The sequence below is a fragment of the Nonomuraea sp. C10 genome, assembly GCF_008017515.1.
Taxonomy (GTDB): Bacteria; Actinomycetota; Actinomycetes; order Streptosporangiales; family Streptosporangiaceae; genus Nonomuraea; species Nonomuraea ferruginea.
Genome location: NZ_VPFF01000003.1, coordinates 1,402,286 through 1,421,916 on the forward strand (window position 1 = coordinate 1,402,286; position 19,631 = coordinate 1,421,916).

9 protein-coding genes are annotated in these 19,631 nt (G+C 61.4%); 4 read left to right on the forward strand and 5 right to left on the reverse strand.

Going from position 1 to position 19,631, the window contains the following annotated elements; genetic code table 11:
* The first annotated feature begins 403 nt into the window (after nucleotides 1–403).
* On the forward strand, nucleotides 404–3,394 hold the full coding sequence (locus FR742_RS38310; RefSeq protein ID WP_148036132.1) for an ATP-binding protein: 2,991 nt from the start codon (nucleotides 404–406) through the stop codon (nucleotides 3,392–3,394).
* A gap of 905 nt (nucleotides 3,395–4,299) precedes the next feature.
* Complete coding sequence (locus FR742_RS38315) at nucleotides 4,300–4,677, forward strand: RusA family crossover junction endodeoxyribonuclease (protein ID WP_148036133.1); 378 nt, start codon at nucleotides 4,300–4,302, stop codon at nucleotides 4,675–4,677.
* 73 nt (nucleotides 4,678–4,750) lie between these two features.
* Here the strand turns inward: FR742_RS38315 and FR742_RS38320 are convergent, their stop codons facing one another.
* From FR742_RS38320 to FR742_RS45470, 4 genes are all read right to left on the reverse strand, one after another.
* Nucleotides 4,751–6,460 (reverse strand): UvrD-helicase domain-containing protein, encoded by a 1,710-nt coding sequence (locus tag FR742_RS38320; protein ID WP_148036134.1) that lies wholly within the window; start codon nucleotides 6,458–6,460, stop codon nucleotides 4,751–4,753.
* On the reverse strand, nucleotides 6,457–8,175 hold the full coding sequence (locus FR742_RS38325; protein WP_148036135.1) for a hypothetical protein: 1,719 nt from the start codon (nucleotides 8,173–8,175) through the stop codon (nucleotides 6,457–6,459). The genes FR742_RS38320 and FR742_RS38325 overlap by 4 nt, the downstream gene beginning before the upstream one ends.
* Before the next feature lie 105 nt (nucleotides 8,176–8,280).
* The gene (locus FR742_RS38330) at nucleotides 8,281–9,243 is read right to left on the reverse strand and encodes a restriction endonuclease (RefSeq protein WP_148036136.1); all 963 of its coding nucleotides are present in this window, start codon (nucleotides 9,241–9,243) and stop codon (nucleotides 8,281–8,283) included.
* Nucleotides 9,244–9,568: 325 nt separating this feature from the next.
* The gene (locus FR742_RS45470) at nucleotides 9,569–11,167 is read right to left on the reverse strand and encodes a restriction endonuclease (protein WP_222709259.1); all 1,599 of its coding nucleotides are present in this window, start codon (nucleotides 11,165–11,167) and stop codon (nucleotides 9,569–9,571) included.
* An 861-nt stretch (nucleotides 11,168–12,028) separates the two neighbouring features.
* Between FR742_RS45470 and FR742_RS38340 the strand changes: the two genes are divergently transcribed.
* Nucleotides 12,029–12,307, forward strand: coding sequence for a hypothetical protein (locus FR742_RS38340; RefSeq protein ID WP_148036137.1), 279 nt, complete (start codon nucleotides 12,029–12,031; stop codon nucleotides 12,305–12,307).
* Nucleotides 12,308–12,790: 483 nt separating this feature from the next.
* Nucleotides 12,791–13,105 carry a hypothetical protein gene (locus FR742_RS38345; protein WP_148036138.1) on the forward strand — a complete coding sequence of 105 codons (315 nt, stop codon included), beginning with the start codon at nucleotides 12,791–12,793 and terminating at the stop codon, nucleotides 13,103–13,105.
* Nucleotides 13,106–14,156: 1,051 nt separating this feature from the next.
* Here the strand turns inward: FR742_RS38345 and FR742_RS38350 are convergent.
* The gene (locus FR742_RS38350) at nucleotides 14,157–19,559 is read right to left on the reverse strand and encodes a hypothetical protein (RefSeq protein WP_148036139.1); all 5,403 of its coding nucleotides are present in this window, start codon (nucleotides 19,557–19,559) and stop codon (nucleotides 14,157–14,159) included.
* Between the last annotated feature and the right edge of the window lie 72 nt (nucleotides 19,560–19,631).

Here is a 19,631-nt window from a genome sequence, read left to right on the forward strand (position 1 = left end):
AGTGGGACCCGACAAGGCTCTCAAGGCTCTCAAGATCGCCGGATGAGACTTTTCTCTACGTCTTCAAGGGCAGGCCGCCCGCGGCGGCCTGCCGTGTGTCGGGCGGTCGCTGGCCGCGCTGCGGCTCTTCGGCCGGTCGCGGCCAGCGCCGCCCGCACGCACAGTGGCCAGTCGTGGTCATCATGCGAGCCCTCCAGGGCTTCCACCAGCAACCACTTGGTATTACCTTTGTGCAATGGGGCCGCATCACGCTCACGTAGGCGAAAATGGACGACTTAGTGATGTATCGACCTTTTTGTCGCCAGATCTGGCCAACACTGCGCCTGAAACACGCGCAAGATATGAGTACCAGGACGAATGCATTGCCATCACTCTAGCAACGCATTTGATGAGTCCCGCTCTGATGGGTATCTACGTTGAGCGTTCCACCGACTTCATTCTTATCCCCCACGAAGGCCGCCCTGAACTAGTATCAATAAAGCACCGCGAACCGAACCACAAGGCTGACTCAAACTGGACATGGGCCACGCTCTCAAAAGAATCCGTTCTTGAAGATCTCTACTCCGCATGGCTAGCAACAAAGAAACAAGCATATGTTGCATTCGTCAGCAATGCTGGATTTTCGGGACCCGCCAAGGACCTCTGGAAGGCGTGCACCACACATTCGCCCGAAGATGTAGCAAAAATCGCACCGACCGTTGCTAAAAGAATAGGCTGCACCACGGACGAAGCGTTTGAGTTCATTTCGGCAATGTCAGTGCCGTTGGAGCCGCTGCCACGACGCAAGGAGATAACGGACGTAGCGGTCCGACGGATTGAGGAATTCTTGATCTCACAGGGCAGGACTCGCTCCCATGCAGATACAGTGTATCTGGCTTTGTTGAATATCATTCGAATGGCTGGCACTGATATTCCGCAAAGTCGCGATGCAACTAAAGCCGCGAAGGGAGCTACCACGCGTGAACACGTAATCCTGACACGCGATTACCAGAGTCATCGCCAGTATATATCGGCCGCCAGGATCCGCGCACAACTTCTACAGTGTTACGACGAATCCCAAGGGCTAAGACCATCCGACGTCGGGCGACGTTGGACAGCCGATCCCCTATTCGCAGGCAGGCAGAAAGAACTGGAGAAACTGGATGAACTGCTAGCCCCAGGTAGTGGCATGCCGGTCTCGCCTGTTGTGATTCACGGTCTAACCGGTACAGGCAAATCATTTCTCGCCTTGCATTACGCGGCCACCAGAGATGCTTTCCGCCCAATCTATATTGACGCAAGTATGCGATCGCAAGTGATCAACGTTTTGACACATCTGGGGCTTTCCGATCTAGCCCTCCATTCGAGCCCTGCGGTTGCTGGAGGCGGAGGTCCGGTTACTCCAAGCCTTCCAGAAAATGGCAGCTTGCTTCTAATTTTGGATGGTGTTGTCAATCCGCGCACTATCCAAGGCCTCATCCCGAGACGATCACTCTGCAGGGTAATAATTACGAGCACTATCCCGAACGTAGACGATGGATACAGCCGAATTGCGCTTGACTCGTGGACTAGAAGTGAGAGTGTTGCTTATGCACAGGGACTACTGCCAGGACATTCGACTGCAGATCTGGATCTTCTTGCAAACAAGCTTCACGACCACCCCTTGGCCATAGCACAAGCGGTCAATTACTGCAGACTAATGACATACAGCATTCCAGAGTATATCTCTAGGATCGACAGAACCCCCGTCGAGATCTTAGAGAAGGGTGAAGCGAGCGGATATCAGCGGTCCATCGTTCAAGCAATTAGGTTGAGCATGGCGGCTGCAGAGGAGAAGCAGCCACTGGCGCGCAGCCTGCTCGCCATTCTCTCTTATATGGGATCCAGCGGGCTTCCGGAAGATATATTCTCTCTCATTGGACTATGGCCGTTTGTAGGAGAATATCCAGACCAAAATGAACAGCCAAACACTTCAAAGGCAAACCGTATGTCTGGAGTTGCATGGGAAAGTCGGCTGAGCCTATCTCACAGGGAGAAGTTTGATGCCGCCCTGGAGGCATTGATAAGACTATCCCTTGTCCGTCGCGACTCCACTGGAATTACTACTCACCCCATGGTGAGGCTAATTGCTCGAAACCTTGATCAAAGTGCAACGCCAAAGGAATGGCTCACTGCAGCTCTCGGCCTTTTGCTCTGCCCAATCGTTGCGGACGAAGAGCACGGTGGTGGTATGGATGAATTGACCCAGGAAGCATGCAGAATACATCTCGAGGCAAGCCTTCAGATAGCACTTGAGCTGGATGTGTACGGGCCTGGTGTTATCGCCGCAGGCTCTGAGGTCGTAAAGCACCTTCTCGATATGCATGACTATCAATCGGCACAGATGTACATCGGGCCGCTTCTTAGCGAATGCGTGGAGCGTGCGGATCGAGGCGATATATCTTATCATGCACCATATAGCTTTAGGTTTTTTTCTGTGACCGCCATGACGCGTCTAGGAATGATTGATGAAGCCCTTCTCTTGCTCGATGAGAATATGGACCTCCTGATATCTCACGGTCGCGATGAGGATATCGTCGAAGGGTGGCTAATGCTGGCTAGGGTTGCTATATGGGCTGGCGATAGAACCATTGCCGACCAAGCTCTGACTAGGCTGCTTAACGTGGACGACTTCATTCAGGAGAATCCTTTGACGCGTCTAGTTGTCATGCATTCAAGGACGCAACTCCTGTGGCTGCTCAATCGAAGGGATGAAGCGATCGATGAAAACCGGCGTGCACTTCGCCTACTGGAGACAACTCCTGAGACTCCGGCTCACATCCACGAGGCTATTCATGGGGACGCTGCTCTTTTGGCTCGGGATCGCATGGACCTGAACGCGCTATTGAGGCATGAACATTCGGTATTTTCCATCAGCGAGCCGGCCTCCCAGGTTCGGTCTAAGAGGCTAGGCCGCATAGGAATGCTGCTATCGTTGGCTGACGCAAATATTGATGCAGGGAGCCTTTCCGAGTCGGAAGAATTCTTGACCCAAGCGCATGAAGAAATGGCGGAATGGATGTATGGCCACCCGGTTATGGGTCAGTTTCTTGGCATTAGGGGTAGGCTCCAGCTGCATCGCGGAGCTCCGGACAATCTTGCTATTTTGGAGCAATCATACGAGGATCTGACGCGTGCCATAGAAATATTGCGCCCCGCCAGCGGACCTGCAGTTCAGGTCCTTCCTTCAGTGCTGGTTCATTTGGCTCTAGCTGCGTCTGCGTTGCATCGCCACGACGAGGCCATTGATGCTGCTAAGGAAGCAGCATCAATGGATCAGAGGCGCTATGGGGAAGGCCACCCTGAGACGCTCAAGGATTTGGAGACCTTGTACAGTGTGACGTTGTTTCGGGCGGCATGCCTGTCGTGCCGCTAGGTTTCGAAGTGTGAGCATTCAGGAGGGTCATCCGGGCGGGTCTACCAGCGGGCGGGACACCGAGCGATTCTTGGTTCGCTGAAAGTGACGGTGACAGGCAGCGGAGCACCTCAGTGCACCAACGTGGACGATCATGGCATCTCATAATGAAGTGCTGCCGCGCGGCTTCCGGTGCTCGGGCCTTGGGGGCCTGTGCTCCGGGTCCGCTTGCCACCGAGCCGCGCGGGCTAAGCAGCGGTCTTGCTAACGCGGATGCTAACAACGCTCCTGGATGACCATGGACGGTAGTGGAATCTCCGGAGGAGCCGCATAGCCGTTAGTAGGAGGAGAAGGCTGATGCGGACATCCATGGACAGCCTTGATCCGGCTACGGATCAGAAGGTTGGGGGTTAGAGTTCTCTCGGCTGCGCACAGCAGAGAGGCCCGCTACCAGGGGGAACCTGGAGCGGGCCTTCGTGCTTGTCAGCTCTGTTCAGTAGACGGCTCTGTCGCAGCTACCAAACCGTTCCCCATCCCATACTGAGCCGGAGAAACCACATCACATGTGGTGGTTATCGGCACAAGCGCACCGGTTCTCATTGCACATGTCATGCCGACCGTTGTGGCAGTAAGTGCACGTGCCGTATCCATTTCCCATTGGAACACCTCCGTAGGGACATTATTCTGCCTCTGAAGGAAGGATCTTGGCAAGCGGGGTGGCGGGACCCTGACATGCAGCGAGGCTCCGTAGAACGGCGATTCTCATGCCGATCCGCTCTACTGGAGCGGTTGGAAACCACCTAAGACACTCAACCAGGCATTCAGCCTCCTGCCCGTAAACGAGGTGGGAGGCCTGGTCGCGGATGCGGGACAAGGTAGCCGGAGTCTTCTTAGCCGCGCCCAGGCTGCGTGCGATCCTGGAGCGCATGACAGATCGGCACGTGGTGACGATTCAGGTGACCGGTCGGCCTGCTACCTTCGCCACCGCTCACGAAAAGCCCTGGAAAGATGCTGTTCGATTGGCCGTCGTTGAGAGCGGAGTGGAGCCGCAGGTTGCGCGCTTCGCGATCCGTTTGGAGTTCCGGCTTGCTACGGCCCGCAATGCGAACGAGGTCTGGGATTTGGATAACCTCATCAAGCCCACCCTCGATGCGATGGAGGGCATCTTCGGCACACGGGCATGGCGAGGGGCGCCGCAGCCCGCCGATGACAGAGTCGAACGCATCTCGGCTGTCAAGCGCCTTGCAGGGGCGGGCGAGCTCCCGGGGGCCACTATCGATGTTTGGGTTATTGAGCCGGACTAATGAGTCCAGGAATTGCCTGGCTCTATAAGTAGCTCATCCGCGACCTTTCGGACTGTCGATTGGAAAGGACGCCTCATGGACCTACGACGATTGAGTCAGCGCAGGTTTCCGAATCCAAGCTGCTGTCCTCCGCTGAAAGTCTGGTCTGCCGGCCGAGTTCAGCCAGAGGCTCGATGAGTGGCGGTGGAGAACTGCCGAAGAGCAGGATGACTGTCTTACGGCGAGCCCGGGTGAGGACGACATACAGCAGCCGAGACCCAGACTCGTAGGGTGGAGGCTCGTTGCCGAAGTAGTCGGTGCTGCGCAGCACCACGACGGCGGCGTCCGCCTCGCGCCCCTTGGACTGATAGAGGCCCATGAGCTGTACAGGCGCAGGTCGGTTTCCCGTGGCATGGGTGAGCAACCCCGCCCGTTGTTGCTCTACTGCCTTGGCAAGATTCGTGAGCACGGCAGCTGATCGAGTGACACGCATGCTGCGACTCAGCATCGAATTCAGTAGCTGCGCGGCGCGTTGCCAGTGGCGCTGCCCGCGGGGCAGGCTCAGCATCGCGTGGGCCTGGCTCGCCAGGTCGGTGGCGGCGACCGGATCACAGCCGGCCAGTCTCATACGCAGCATGCCGAGACCGACCTCGAGGTCAGTGAAGGTCGCTCTGCTCAGCAGAGCGTGGGCGAGAGGCGGGATCGCGTTACCGCGCACGCAACTGCAGACGAAGACTGCCAGGCGCTGCCGGACATTGGTCCACTCGATCTCGCCGCACGCGAAGGACACCATGGCATGCTGGGCGTCGAGGGCCGCGATCATGCAGTCGGGAAGTCCGATGACCTCATGGTCGATGTCATGGATCAACAGTTGATCGGACAGCATCGTGGTGGAGTCGACATGGTGGCTGAAGACTCCGACAGTACGGCCTTCGTCTCGCAATTCGCGGACCACGGACGCCACGACAGCCGCTTCATGGTCCTGTGGAAGATCCGCTCGCACCTCCAGACGGTTGGTGGCAATGGCCTTGATCACGGCCTGGTGCCCGAACTCCCGGCGCCGGATTGCAGCGGCCGCAGCAGGCAGAACCCCGCTGGGATCGCGGTGAGATACGTCAGGCAACTCCAGCTCCCGTGCACCTGGCAGGCTGAGAGCGTCGGTAAGCCGCTGCGGACCGACCCCTGTGGAGCCGGGCAAATTGATGTAAATGCATTGGTTGAGGTCGCCCAGCAAGAGCAGCTGGGCGTTGCCGCGGATGGCATTGAGAAACTGGAACTGCATGTCGTTGGTGTCTTGGAATTCATCACAAACGATCAGAGACCAACGTGCGTGCAGATGATCGGCGATCGCCGGAAGCCCGCAAAGATGTAGCGCGTGGGGGAGCAGATCCGTGTAGCGAAGCGTCGACTGCTGTGCGAACAGCCTGGCTTCCGAGTCTGTCGCGAGCGTCGGCGTGGGCAGACCGATGGCGGTGCCGTATTGGCGTATCAGCTGGTAGGCGAGCGCGTGGTAGGTGGTGATTTCCACTCTCGACTGGAAGGGGCCGAGGATCTCGGCCGTGCGTTCCAGGATCTGGGCGACAGCCGCGCGTGAGAATGAGACGAACAGGGCGCGTGCGGGCGGCGTTCGGAGAAGTCTCGATGGCTCGACGCCTTGGAGTTGTTCGTCGAGCCTTTGCAGGGTCGATCGGACAGCAGCGGCTGCTGTCGTGGTCTTGCCGGTGCCGGCGCCGCCCAGTACGAGCAGTACTGGGTCCGAGGCGTCGATCACGGCTCGCTGGGAGGGAGTCGGCCGGTAGTTCATGAGGCGGTGCCAACCTCCACCAGGACCTGTGTATCACAGGGACGGCTGAGGGCGTCGAGGACCGCGGCGGCCAGCGGCGGGATGGCTCCGGATGGGAGTGCGTCAACGAAAGGCTGGTGCAGACCGCCCTTCTTCTTCAGCTGCGTCACGAGGCAGCCCTCTAGGTCATCGACAGCAAGGACGTCCAGGCCAAGCCCGAAATCGTCATTGAGCGAGGCCAGCACCGACCTCAAGTCATCAGGAAGCAGGCCGCGGACGAGAGCCTTCTCGATGGCCGTCCACGCGGGCAGTCGGATGATCTGCTCGACGAGCGGCTTCAGCTCCTCGATCAGCCCCTCATCGCTGCCCGGTTTGTCATTGTCGAGCACGACACGGACGTGGAATCCAAGGTCGTTGGCCAGTCGGGCCAGCTTGGGCAACTGGTCCTTGCCGCCGTCGGCAACTCCAGGGGCGACCAGCCGCACGCCAAAGGCGGAAGGAGGCAAGGTGCCGCTGTCCTGTACGCGGCGGGCGGCGACCGCGCCATAGCCCTCCAGGTCATGAGGCCCTTCCAGCAGGGCTACGGCCTTTGTGGTCATCGCGGGCAGGAGCAAGAAGAGGGAGCGGCGACCCACGCGAAGCTTGCGATCGGTGGTCGGCACGAGTTGATGGTGACGACGCTCGCCATGGCTGCACGTCAGCCGCAGCACCTCGGTGGGGTCGAATGCGCGCACCACCTCGGGGCGTCGGGTGGATATCCAGGCCTGGCCGCTCTTGCGACGGAGCAGTGCGGCCAATGTCTCGCCGGCTGCCGCGTCGAGGTCGTCACCGAAGTCGTCGGCCAGGATGATGGCGCCGGGGAGATCGGCGGCTGAGGCGACCATAGCCTCGGCCACCGACAGCACAGCGGACGTCGTGGACCCGTGCGACGACAAGGGGAGTGCGACGGGGCCGTCCAGTGCCAAGGTCGCCTGCAATCGCCGCAGAACGGCCTCACCGGAACCGTCGTCACTCGTGAACGCGAATGCGGATTGAGGGTTCGGTCCGTCCAATTCGAGCAATTGGGCGGCTCCAGTGCCGAGGATCGCAGTGATGCTCTGTTCGACGCCCTTCACCTTTGCCAGCTTCCCCGTGGCCGCGGTCACGTCCTTGCCCAAGGCCCGAAAAGCCGTCGCCAACCCATCGGCGTCCAGGTCGTTGGCGAGCCGGCGCAGTACGCCTCCCGCACGCAGTTGCAGTGGGAGGCTGGATCCGATGACCACTACTGCCAGCAGCAGGCGTTCAGCTCTGGGGACAGCCGCACCCGTGGCCGGGTACAGCCACATGTGCTCGTATTCGCCTGTGATTTCGTCCAGATACAGCCGGTAGCAGATTCGCACGCCCAACTGTCCTTGATGGCCTTGCTCCTGGTCGGCTGGCAGGCCGCTGTTGGGGTCGATGAGTTCGAGACGTTCGTGAAGGTCCTGCTCTCTGGCCGGGTCGAGGCCGAGGAGGGTGACCTCGACTTCGGTCGCCAGCACCTCCTCACTGCCCTGTGCCGGTGTCGGAGACTGGTGCAGGTCGGACAGATCAGGGGCGCGGGACGTGCTGCGTGGGTCGAGCACCCGGCGCACGGCTGTGATCAGATCTGTTCGGCCTGCCCGGGGCTCTCCGACGATCGCCACGTGTCGCCGGGGGATGATCACCTGTTCGGCGAATCCACGAAAACGCTGCAGCCGTACTCGCGCGATGTACAAGTCCTCGTGTCTCCTTTGCTGTTCGGGATGGACCATGCCGCCTCGGCACGCGCAGGACGGGCTGAGGGGGGTCCACATGTCAGGGGGGTGTTCACGGATTCCAGCTCAATGCAGTGGGTGCCACATCTTGCCTTCTTGCTCTGCCGCGTCGATCTTGTAGGTCAACGCGTCGACAAGTCCGAAGCGGCCCTCGAAGAGGAGGGCGATGTCGCGGCCGCCGACAAGGATCAGGTTGTTGCGTGTACCTCGGGCAGTTCGCAGTGCGTGCTCAACGGCGTCGTCATCGAACCCGGACATTGAGATGTAGAGGCCCCGCGTACTGTCGATCTTGCCGTCTACCTTGGCCTTGAATTCGAGCAGGTCCCCAGCTGTCGGCGTCGAGATCCGCCACTTGGCCTCGGTGAGGTAGGTGAACCCCCGGAAATGAAAGGAGCCGTCGATCTGCTCGCCCTTGAATCTGTAGGACGGCCGGTATTCCAGGTCGTGCAGCCGGAACAGGTCCGCCAGCAGTCGCTCGAGCTTGTAGCCGCGTTCCTGCCGCTCGCCATCAGTCCGCGGGACCAGGCTGCTTTGTGAGAGGAAGGCGCTGCGCAGGTCTCCCAAGCGCTGCTGACGCTCCTGTAGAGCGGTGGCTCGACGCTGGCTGGCTGCTCGGCGCGCGTCAATTGCGGCTTGCTCAGGATCAACCAGGATCAGTCCGGCCTGAGCCTCTCGCTTGAGTTCTTCCAAAGCAGCTGCTCCCGCGTGCTGGTCGGTTGCCTTGGAATGCGGACGTGTCATCCGACAGAGTTCTTCGACGATCTTGCGCTGGATCAGGAAGCCGGGCTGACCCATACTGGTCAGTTCGTCCTGCACGGTTCGGGCAATTTTTGCCTTGCTGAACACAGTCGGGTCGTCATATTTGTCATAGAGAGTCCGAGGCGTCCCAGCTTGGAGGAAGACGGCACGAACGTCGTCTCGGAAGTAGAAGGCGTCACGACATACGGCCACGACGGCGCGCTGCACGGTCGTCGGTACGGGGCCGCTGTCGCGGCCGGATGTTGAGTGTCGGGGGGATGTCGTGGTCATCGCTACCTACCTTCAAGGCACCTGGATGGAAAGCCGCAAAAGCCATAGATGTCGAAAAACCGGCCTACAAGCATGATGAGGTAAGCGCCGCAGGGGCATGGGGAATCGTAGAACGTTCCAGCCCAGATGAGGGCGAAGGTTCTGTGATGACCTTTATACCGGGTCACGACGCCCTTTAAAAATCGTTCAAAGCATAGCAAAACGCCTAATTCGCCCACCCTTGCGATTGGGTGATTAGGGGCTGACCTGCGTGGATGCCTTCCGGAAGACGCAGAATCTCTACGGCCGCTCCTGGGGCGAGCTTCGTGCGGTCAGGTTCAGCAGACTAAACAGCTGGGCCAGGCCGGCCGGTTTGCCGGTTGTCGGACGCCTTGGCGTTGCGCGGCGGTGTGGTGCCCGGGATGACGTCGATGTTCAGGTGCCTCTTAATGAGGTGTTTGAGCTCGGCACCGTTGATCAACGTGATCCTGTTGCGCTGGGCGAACTGTTCGCTGGCTCGTCCGAACCACGACGTGGTGACCAATACGCCCGTGGTCGCGTTGTGATCGGCCATCACGCCCGTGAGCGCGTGGACCGCTTCCAGGCCGACAAGCCCTGCCCATCGTTTCGCCTGGATGAGGCAGACGCCGCCGAAGAACAGGTTGTCGCTCGTCGCCACGGCATCCACGCCGCCGTCCTTCGACGGAATAGTGGTCCAGGCTTCGGCTCCCATCGCCACGAACAACTCCCGTACCAAGTGCTCGAACTCGGTGGGTGAGAGCTTGAGCAGGTTACGGCGTGAGTCCAGTCCAGACACGACGCCCATGTCCTCGGAGAACCGGAACCTTTTGAGATCGAAGGTGATGAATGGTTCGACGGCTTCAAGATCGTACGGGTTCGGCGAGACGAGGGCGTTGAGCCGCTTCAGGCATGCCACCGGGTTCACCTCGGCCAGCACAAGATCCTCGAACTCGCTCCGTTCGGCCTCCACACTCAGCAGATGTGGGCGTACCTTCTTGCCGGTCGCCTGGTCGACGGTGTTGACGCGGCCGTTGAACACCACCGCCTCGACGAGATCGCCCGGTGTGGAGGCGAAGAGTTCGTGGAGCGTGCGGAGTGCCACGCAGGCCAGAAGCTTGGCGTACCGCTGCCTGACCTCGATCTGTGCTCGCGGCACCGGGTCGATGGCGTCCCTGGTCTTTACGTACTTGTACGCGCGGACGTTCGGGATCACGCTCTGCGGCGGAAGCTCGAACTCGACGACGAGGTCACGATTCTCCGGGCGGTATGCAACCTGGAAGAGCTTGGGGAAGCCCTTGGGATACGCCGATCGTTCCAGGACCCTCGTGGTGAACCACTCCAGAGCTTCTGGCCGGCCCGTCTCGAAGTCGGCACGCATCCGGTTCAGGTGGGCGTTGGCTTCCGCGACCCTCTTCGAGTCGGCGGCGGCCTGGCGATCATGAGCCGTACGTGCCGCATCGAGGTCGCGGAGCCGCTGCTCTTCGCGCTTCTGGTGGGCAGCCCTGGCGTTGTCGAAGCGTCCGCGGGCATCGGCCAGTTCTCGCTGATAGCGGGCGTTGCCGCCGAAAAGCTTCCCGAAGCTGGATGGTGGAGCCGGTTCATAAGCGGTCCAGTCGGGAGCCGGCGCGGCGGCGGCCAGGTGACCCGGAGGCTCGAAGAGGCGCACCGAGCTGCTGACCTGCAGTTGATCGAAGGACAAGGGGCGTACCGGAAGTGCCACGAGCAGAACCCGGTCGAGTTCTTCGATGCGTTGAGCCATCTCGGCGCTCTTCCGGTCTGCCTTGGCCTGCTGTTGTTTCAGGCGTCTGCGCTGGCGTTCGCGCTCCTGCTCCTTGGCGATCCTCGCCGCCTCGCGCGCCCGCCGTTCGGCTTCGCGGCGATGAGCTGCCTGCTGCCGCTCCCACTCGCTACGACCACCCGCCACCTGATCAAGCCTCCGTCCGTGTCGGGGACTGGCAGTCGCAGGCCGTGCCGTCGGAGAAGGCCTGCCGCCTACTGTGACGTCTAGTTCAGAGTAGATCGACAGTCTGTGTTCGTCATGGGGTGCGCTCACGTTGATATCCGGGCGGTCCTCGGCGATTGTCCGTCGTCGCTGCCGCTCCTGGCCTTGTGGAACACCCTCGGTGCCTAGAGCTGCGCCGGTGACGGGCCCTGACTGTCACCTGACCGTGCCGACTCGTCGCTCGATGGGGTAGCGCGGTCTGGCGGCACTCCTCATCACGCTACGTAATCATCTGCTGTCCATAAGCGGAGCGTCGGGAGCGACTTCTGTTCCGTCGCCGTTCCGTGAGAGGGTGAAAGGTGCTGCAGAGCAATGCAGGGCACCCCAAGCTTTTTCGCTGCTCGTGGCCATGATCGCCGCATCGCCCCTGGTAGGCGGTTTAAGGGACGAAGATCACCCAAATCTACGAGGGCGCCGGGCCGAGATCGGCTTTCAACGCGTTCTACTGGAACACGCCTATCGAGATGGCGGTGGATCTCGCTAACAACGTCCCCATACGCCGGTGTACCCGTGGAAACTGATCAAGCCGTAGGGGGCGTTGAGCAGGCGATTGTGATCTGGATAGCCGCTCATGGACGATCTCCAACTGGCCACGGATCAGAAGGTTGAGGATTCGCGCCCTCTCGGCCTTCTGCGCTCGACCACGTCCTCGTCCTGGAACTGGCTGGCCTTCTCATTGTCGAAGCGGCCTGGAGCGCCAACAGAACCGGGCTCGGCGACAACCGAAGCTGCTTCTCGGCCGTCTCAGGGGTGTCTCTTCTCTCATCGACCGAAGGGCTCAGTATGCGTCTTCGTCTCATCGCCGCCGCCATGGCGGTGGCTGCCCTGTCCGCTCTCGCTCCGGCCGCTGCCCATGCCGCCGTCTACGCCCCCGTGGCGACTGCCCAGTCGAGCGCTGCTGCCTGCAAGTACAAGCGGGACGGCAACGTCTGGCGGTGCGTGACGCCGGGCGCGTACTGCCCGAAGGCGGCCCGGAACAAGATCGGGTACGCGAAGGCGACGAAGAAGCGTTACAAGTGCTCGCAATACACGAAGACGACATGGCGGTGGAAGCGCGCCTGACCCCTTTGAAGCGAGAGCCCCCGCCTCGTCCGCCGACTTGACGGGGGCGCTCCGCTGCATGGATCAGCTGTGGCCCGCTGCCCCGGCGAGCCTGCCCGGCGCAGCTTCCCGACACTTGTTCTGTCATGGAGCGGGATCGTCCTAGGCCAAGGACTTGGCGGGGCGGCACACAAGAGTACGAGCGAATCAGTTGCGAGAGAGGCGCGCCTACTGCATGGTTACGGTCCGTATCTTCACATGTGCAGGAGGTGATTCCATGCTGACCGCGCTGATGCTCCTAATGTCCGATGTAACGCCATACATGCCTGATCCGCTGTTCTTTGGAGGCTGATCGAGCCTAATTGTCGGTGCCCTCGGTTCGCCTTGGGGGCACCGACGCCGCGACTGCTCATTCCTCTTGAGATCTACGGGAGCAAGCTGCAGGGCCTTGCTTATCGTGGATTCGGCAGCGCGACCCAACGAACAACCGATACCGTCAGTGTCGTGGCGATTACAGACAGTCTGCCGATGCGCTACGAGCGCATGGAGCTAGCCGACCTCCTGGCCATGCAGGTCGACGGTGCCCGGCGGCAGCCGCCGCTAGAGGCGCCCTTGCTGAACTGGTTTGAAGGCGACGCGGTTGTGCAACTGCTGCAGACGCTCGCCCGACTCCTCGCTGATGAGCCGCTAGGGGAGCTCTCCACCGAATTGGCTGACAAGCTCAAAGCCCGGCTCGGCCAACCACCGGGGCATGATCCCGAAAACATCCGCAAGATGGTCGCTGCAATCGCCGAAACCTATTGGAATCCTTCCGGCTAACCTCCAAGGAGCAGACGGCAAGCATGATTGCGTAGGCGGAACTCTCGACGGGACCGCGGAAACAGGTCGTCGCATCTCGCGACAAGTCCCCGTGTTGCACCCCTGTTGTTGCTGCCCCTGAAAGCCGCCTTGCTCCTGGCCGCTCTCCCCTCAGCCGCACGAGCCGGCTGCCTTCGCACTTCGCCGGGGACCTCCTCGACCTGCTGGCGCGGTGTGCCTGCTCTCTTCACTTGCCTGGGCCTCCTGCTCTTCGTCCCATCGCGGTCTGAACTGAGCGCGGTCGAGGACGCAGCGCTGGGCGTGGGCTTCGACGACGGCGAGGTGCGTGCGGTGACAGGGGAGGATGACGGCCTCATGGCGGCTTGCCGTTGCGAGGAACCATCCACATCCCAACTGCTCGACCAGATGCCCAAGGCCGCGCAGGCGAGGAAACCCACGACGAGAACGAGTCCGGTCAGGTAACCGGAGGCTCGCAGGGTCGACCCTGTCGGCGGTGTTGGCGTCGCGTACCGCCGACGGGTGAAGCTGTCCGATCCCCCGGCTGGGCGCACCCGTCTCCGCATCGACATGCCGTACGGCGGTCGACGCCGTGAGGTGGGATCTCCGTCTGAGGGATTGGGGCGGTCGCCGCCATGATGCATGCGCCCTCCTTAGTCACCATCCGTAGAAGAAATATTGACAGAAAGTGACAGAATCATGTCGGACCGACGCGGCGCAGTAAGTTCGACAACCCCGTTGCAACTGGGCTGAGGCCGTGACGATCGCGGACTTCGGTGCCCATCTCACGGGCTGGGGCGATCGCCGCCAAGGCCCTCCTCCGTCGGGCCTTGGCACTGGGCATGGCGGTAACTGTGACGGCAACGCTGACGGCAACGTCGGCCACCATGCGCACACGAAGAGCACCGCGAACGACTGACTATCTCCTGGTGGGGACGGGGGACCACGGTGATTGCTACACCTGAAAAGCGGAAGGTCATCCTGCCGCGCGGCTTCCGTTCCTCGGGCCTGGCGGCCCTGCGGTTGCTCGAGCCCGGACTCGTCCTTGAAATTACTACTCGTCCAGTTGCTGAAGCCTCACGGCAGCTCGATCGCCAGCGACTGCTAGGCCGTCGACAATTCGGTGGTAACGGCTCTTTATGTCTCCGACGACCGCGCCACTGTTGCGGAGTTCCGCCAGCCACTCCTCCAGAAACCAGAGACGGTTGGCAAAGAGGTCGTAACGCCCGTCGACGATCAACTCAATCCAGGTCAGCGCGGTTGTCGTCTGCCACTGCGGGGGCGCACTCTTCGCGAACTTGATCACGGCATCGACGGCTTTAGGCTCCCAGCGGGCGAGGCGTAGCCAACGGCCCGCAAGGTGGCCGAGCGCGTCGGGTTGCAGCCAGTCCTCGCGGCATCTAGCGAAAGTGCTGTCGATGTCTGGGTCCGACATCCTTGCGTTCGGGGTGGGGAGCAGGGCCGCGGTCATGTAGTCGAACCAGCGGTGGTGCTGTGAGCGCAGCCCGGTGCCGTCACCGACGGCGTCAAGGGCGACTTCCAGGGCCCATGGCCAGAAGTCGGCCATGGATCGTCGAAGCTCCTCGTCATAGGTGAAGACGGTCCCGAATCCGTCGAAGAGCATGTGCAGGGCGTTTGAGTCGGCGGCGAAATGCTCGATGTGAGCCCTGACGGGTTCTCGGTCGCCGTCCAACGCGATCTTGATCATTCGCTGAGCGATCGGCTCGTGGGTGATATGTGCGTGGTGGTCGTATCTCTTCTTCCACCAGTGGGCGAGGCCTCTGCGATGGGCATCCCAGAGCGGCATCCAGAGATCGCCCACTGCACTCTGAAGACACGGGACTCCGCGGGCGTCAACCATGCATGCCAACGGCATCCGCAGTCGATTAACCATGAGCTGGTCGTCGGAAACGGCCGGGAGTGACTCATGGAATGGCGCTGGCAGCGGATCTGGCTCCCGCTGCTGCGTTTCTTGGCTCCACGGCCCCAGCCTGCAGTCAATCAGGCCCGCTGTTGCGGCGACCCACGCCGGCCGGTGCCGACGACATGCGTGTGTACCTTCGTCGATGTCGCATGGGGCGGCCCAAACTGGCTCGCAGCCTTTGACGTAGATCGCACGCACCTCGTCAAAGAGACTGGTCGCGAGGGATCGCAGGCAGTTTTCCACTCGCGGCCGGTTCAGATCTAGGTCGTCGAATGGTGCGAGAAGAAGCAGCGGTGCGGCTGCGGCCGCGGCGCGGTCGGCACCCATCGAGAACCACGATCCGCTGTAACTCATCCCGTCAATCCGTGGATTCTCGGCAGCCCACATCACAGCGTCAGCCGCCCACGTCAGATTGGACGCATCCAACGTCGCGCGGCCCGTGGCGTGGGCTCGTACGGCCGCTGCGGCAACGGCTACGAGGCCGTTCTCCGGCCAAAGCATGTCTTCCGGAACTTGGTCGTTCTCGACGAGGCTGCGGGCCGCCGCAAGGTCCTCATCGAGGCTTTCGACGGGCCAGCTTTCGGGATCATCGTTGTAGCGCCCATAGCGGTTCTGGAGGCCATACAGAGCGTTCGTCGTCTTGAATTCCGCATTGCGGGGCTCGAGGACCCTCTCGATTCGTTCGGGTCGCTCAAATTGGATGACGATCTGGTCTCCATTCCGACTGGCTCGATAGTTCTCGATGCGAAACTCTTCCGCCCAACTCTCAATCACTGCCAGGTAGTCGTCGTGGTCAGTCTCAGCGTCCGTGAGTTCGGCTCGGGCAGTCTCCATGAGTTTGTTGCCGACCGCCTGGAGTTTAGCGAGTCGATCATCGTCACCAGCGAGCCGAGCCTTGACTACCATCGCGCCAACGGTCTCATGGAAGGTGCGCTTACGCTGGTCTGCCCCAGTCAACTTGTCAGCATCCGCATCGCGTGCGCGAAACCCGTAGTCGCCGGTAACGCGAGCGGCCTCAAGATGCCAGATGGCCGGGGATGCCAGGAATGGATCGAGGAGGACGCCTGTTGCGTCAGGGTGTCGAGTCAAGAAGCCCACCACCAGTCCAGGCACTGCAAGGTTGTGGCAGTCGCGAAGGAGAAGTTCGACGATCGTTTGGGCTGGAAGCTTCAGCTTCTCCAGAAGGTGGTCGATGAAGCGCTCCAGCGCAAGGAGCGCGCTCATACACGGGTACGGTCCGACACTCGTGCCGCGATACCACGCCCAGACATGACTGTCGCCGACATAAAGCCGATGACCAATCCCAGGCAGATCGAGATGCACGCCTTCTAGATCTTCGGAGCCGCCAGAGTGGTCGTCGAGACTTGCTAGCTTGTCAACTCGGAACTTGGCCGCGTGATCAAGCATCCGGTTGATGAAGCCAATCGTGTCTACTGGGATCGTGTTGAGCAGGCGGAAGAAGGGGCCGTAGTACCAAGCGGCGTGCGGCACGCCGAAACCAGGGGTGAGTCCGTGCTTGAAATCCCGAATGCCATCGTCGAGGGAATGACCACCGCCCCAGTGATCACGTGGATCAGGCACCTCGATGTAGTAGGCTTCGGCGAGATCCAGCAGCAGCTTCGGTCGGGCCTGCGACATGCTGAGAGCGACAGTCACCGACTCCACAGCGGAGTCGAGATCTCCTGGCCTATTTTCGGCGACTTCCCGGAGCCACGCCTCCGCTCGATCGTCGAGGTCTGCCCCCATAGAAGCGAGCGCCTCGACTGCGAAGTCGCTGTAGAACGGCGGGTCACTGTCGAGGATGACGTCGCGGATGTCTTGACGGAGAGGATCTGGCTGTGGGCGAGTACCCGCCATACCGCGCAACCAAGCCAGGACAAGGTTCTGGATGACTTCATGAATTGCCCGACTGCCGAGCCGCGGTCCGCGCTCGATCTTGGGTCGCTCGCAGAAGGCAACCTTCACAAGAGGTGCGAGTGCGTGAACATCACCGATCGTGCCAGTTACATATCGAGTCTCGGCGAGGCGCAGCAGTGTCATGAGGGCAGCACAGTTCTTTTCCGTCAGAGTCCCCCACAACTCTCGGATGGCTGACTCGGCATCCCCGAGTGTCAGAAGGGCTTCGTACGGTACTTCCAACCATCTGTCGCCCTGAGCATTAGCGATCTCACTGAAGGTCGTCAACAAGTTCGCCCAGCCACTTGAGTCGCCCCGGTGGAGCAGTGCGGTCTGGCATCCGAGGCGAGCCGCTCGGATCGACCAGCGCGGGGCTCCGGCTGAAGCAAGGGGTTCCCATCCGTGCGTGATGAAGAGCCGGCAGAGTGCGAAGTCGCGGAACAGATCGGTTGCGAATTCGTCGCCAGGCGATAGGGCGGGGTTGTTGGGGACTCGGAGGACGCCGTCCGAGCGCAGCTCAGCGGAGCCGGTTCCATGGGGTGCGGTGGCGGCGATGCCGAGGGTTCGTTTGGCCACGCTCAGGGCGGCTTGTTCGCGATCATCTGGTGAGGCGGCGCCGGGGGCCTGAATCTCATCTCGACGGATGAGGCTCCGCCACACTGCAGAAAACACATCCGCTTCGCATAGCAGGTCGGCTGGGTCGAGAGTCGCGCCGGTTCGGAGCAGCACGTCAACAAGGCCTGGTCGGCCGAGGAGCCAACTCGCGCGCGGGTCGCTACCCAGGCGCGCGAGTGCAGAGAAGGTCGCCGAAAGTGCTTGGCGCTCGTCGTGAGACAGCGGCCCTACGACGTGTTCGGTCGGAGCGCCACCTGATCCAGCCAGCTCTTTGGCTCGTGCCAGCTCGTCACGAACTTGACGCGAGCCGTCGCTTCGCGTGACGGCCACGACGCCGAAACCAGCCCTGAGAGCAGCTGTAGCGACTGTCCGGAAGATCTGGCCCTTGCCTTCGAGAACAGACTCCGCGCCATCGACCAAAAGGAGGCGGATGGGACGCACTTCCCCAGCTGCCATGACGTCGTCGATGGCGGATCCGCCCAACTGGGTCTCAAGCTCCGCCGGCGTAGAGGGGAGATCACGCAAGCTGAGGCTGGAGACAGCCGCGCCCTCCTCTTCGAGGGCCTCGACCACGCGTAGAGACAAGGCGGACTTCCCGACATCTGGGTCGCCGGTGACCACAAGAGCGCTAGTGGATACGCCCACCGACCGCATGGCCTGAAGGAGACTCGATCTTTCCTCGGCGCGCTCCAACTCCAGCGACTGTGAGGTCGACCGCAAGGCCGGATGAATCGACTCGCGCAGACGAACGCCGAGTCGGTCGAATGTAGTCCACGCGCTGGCGAACCTGGAGGATCTCGATAGCGGGTAGTTACTCAGGCTCCGGCGGATCACGGACTGCGTCAGTACTGCCGCTTGCGGCGCCCATTCCCCCACCAGCTCTTCGATCCGCGAGAAGAGTGCGTCTGCCGTGGCAGGCGTGCCGTCGCGAATCACGCGCTGCAGTGCGGTGACTGCTGTAGTTCGGTCTGCCCGGTCCGTCCTTTCCAAGCGCAGGCTTCGTGTTCTGAGACTCGAGAGGAGCCGCCAGGTCAGCTCCTCCGCACCCAATCCGTTGGTTGAAACGAGCCCGGCCGACGCTTGCCTGACCAGAGCTTCGATGGCGTCGTAGCGCTTACGAATATCTGCATTCGTTCGTCCCGTCTGCGTCAAGCGATTCGCCAGAGCAGCCGCGCCCGGAAGGGATCGAGCAAGCTCCGCGAGTTCAGCGAGCTGCGTGATCGCGTTGGCGTTCGTGGACACCGCGAGGACGATCCGCCACCGCCCCGAAGACGCCTCGGACCAGTGGTCCGTGACGACCGCCAAGAAGTCTCGGATCAGGGGAACTGAAGTGCTGTCGCTCGACGTAAGGGCAGGATTCCTGCGGACGGCAATCGATGAGCGATGTATCTCGCCGTGAGCGTCGCGACCCTCGATGAGAATGTCATCGACGTCGCTCGAATCGCTCGCCTGGAGTCGAATGGTGTCGACCGACACGGCGTCACCAAGCTCCGGCAGGGAGTCGCCCGCGAGGAATCCAGCAATTAAACATGCCGCATAAGAGTGCTCCAAACGAACACCGCCGCCACCCGTAGAGTACGGGCTCGATCCGCTCGAAGACGCTGCGCTATCGGGCATCATCTCCTCCAGCCAGACGCTGATCGAAGGGTTCGAGACCGCGAGCTGCCACAGGACCGCCTTCCCCGACTTCTTCCAGGTGACGAACCCAGCTTCTGACAAGGTGGCCAGCGCGTTGTTTGCTGTGGTTGGGGAAACGCCCAGGGCAGCCGCCACCTTACGGCCTGAGAGTGGGGTGGTGCTCTTGGCTAGCACCTTTAGGGCGCCGTACTCACTCTCACTGAGAGTCGCCTGAAGCGTCTCTCCCGCAGTTGCCATGACACCAGCATAGCTGTCCATGTCCAGGTTTTCTGGACATGGACTGTTCTCCTGGCAGTACGTGGGCTTGCGACGTGCGTACCAACAGAATACGGTGCATCGACGGTGATGAGTCGCGAACCCTTCTTCGGTATCGCCGTGAGCCACCCCTGCCCTGTTCCGTCACTGTTCCGTGGGATGGCCGAGAACAGCGAGAAACGACGAGAGCCAGTCGCACCA

Coding starts and splice junctions, on each gene's coding strand:
- FR742_RS38310 (WP_148036132.1), top strand. CDS start 404: ATGGGTATCTACGTTGAGCGTTCCACCGACTTCATTCTTATCCCCCAC.
- FR742_RS38315 (WP_148036133.1), top strand. CDS start 4,300: ATGACAGATCGGCACGTGGTGACGATTCAGGTGACCGGTCGGCCTGCT.
- FR742_RS38320 (WP_148036134.1), bottom strand. CDS start 6,460: ATGAACTACCGGCCGACTCCCTCCCAGCGAGCCGTGATCGACGCCTCG.
- FR742_RS38330 (WP_148036136.1), bottom strand. CDS start 9,243: ATGACCACGACATCCCCCCGACACTCAACATCCGGCCGCGACAGCGGC.
- FR742_RS38340 (WP_148036137.1), top strand. CDS start 12,029: ATGCGTCTTCGTCTCATCGCCGCCGCCATGGCGGTGGCTGCCCTGTCC.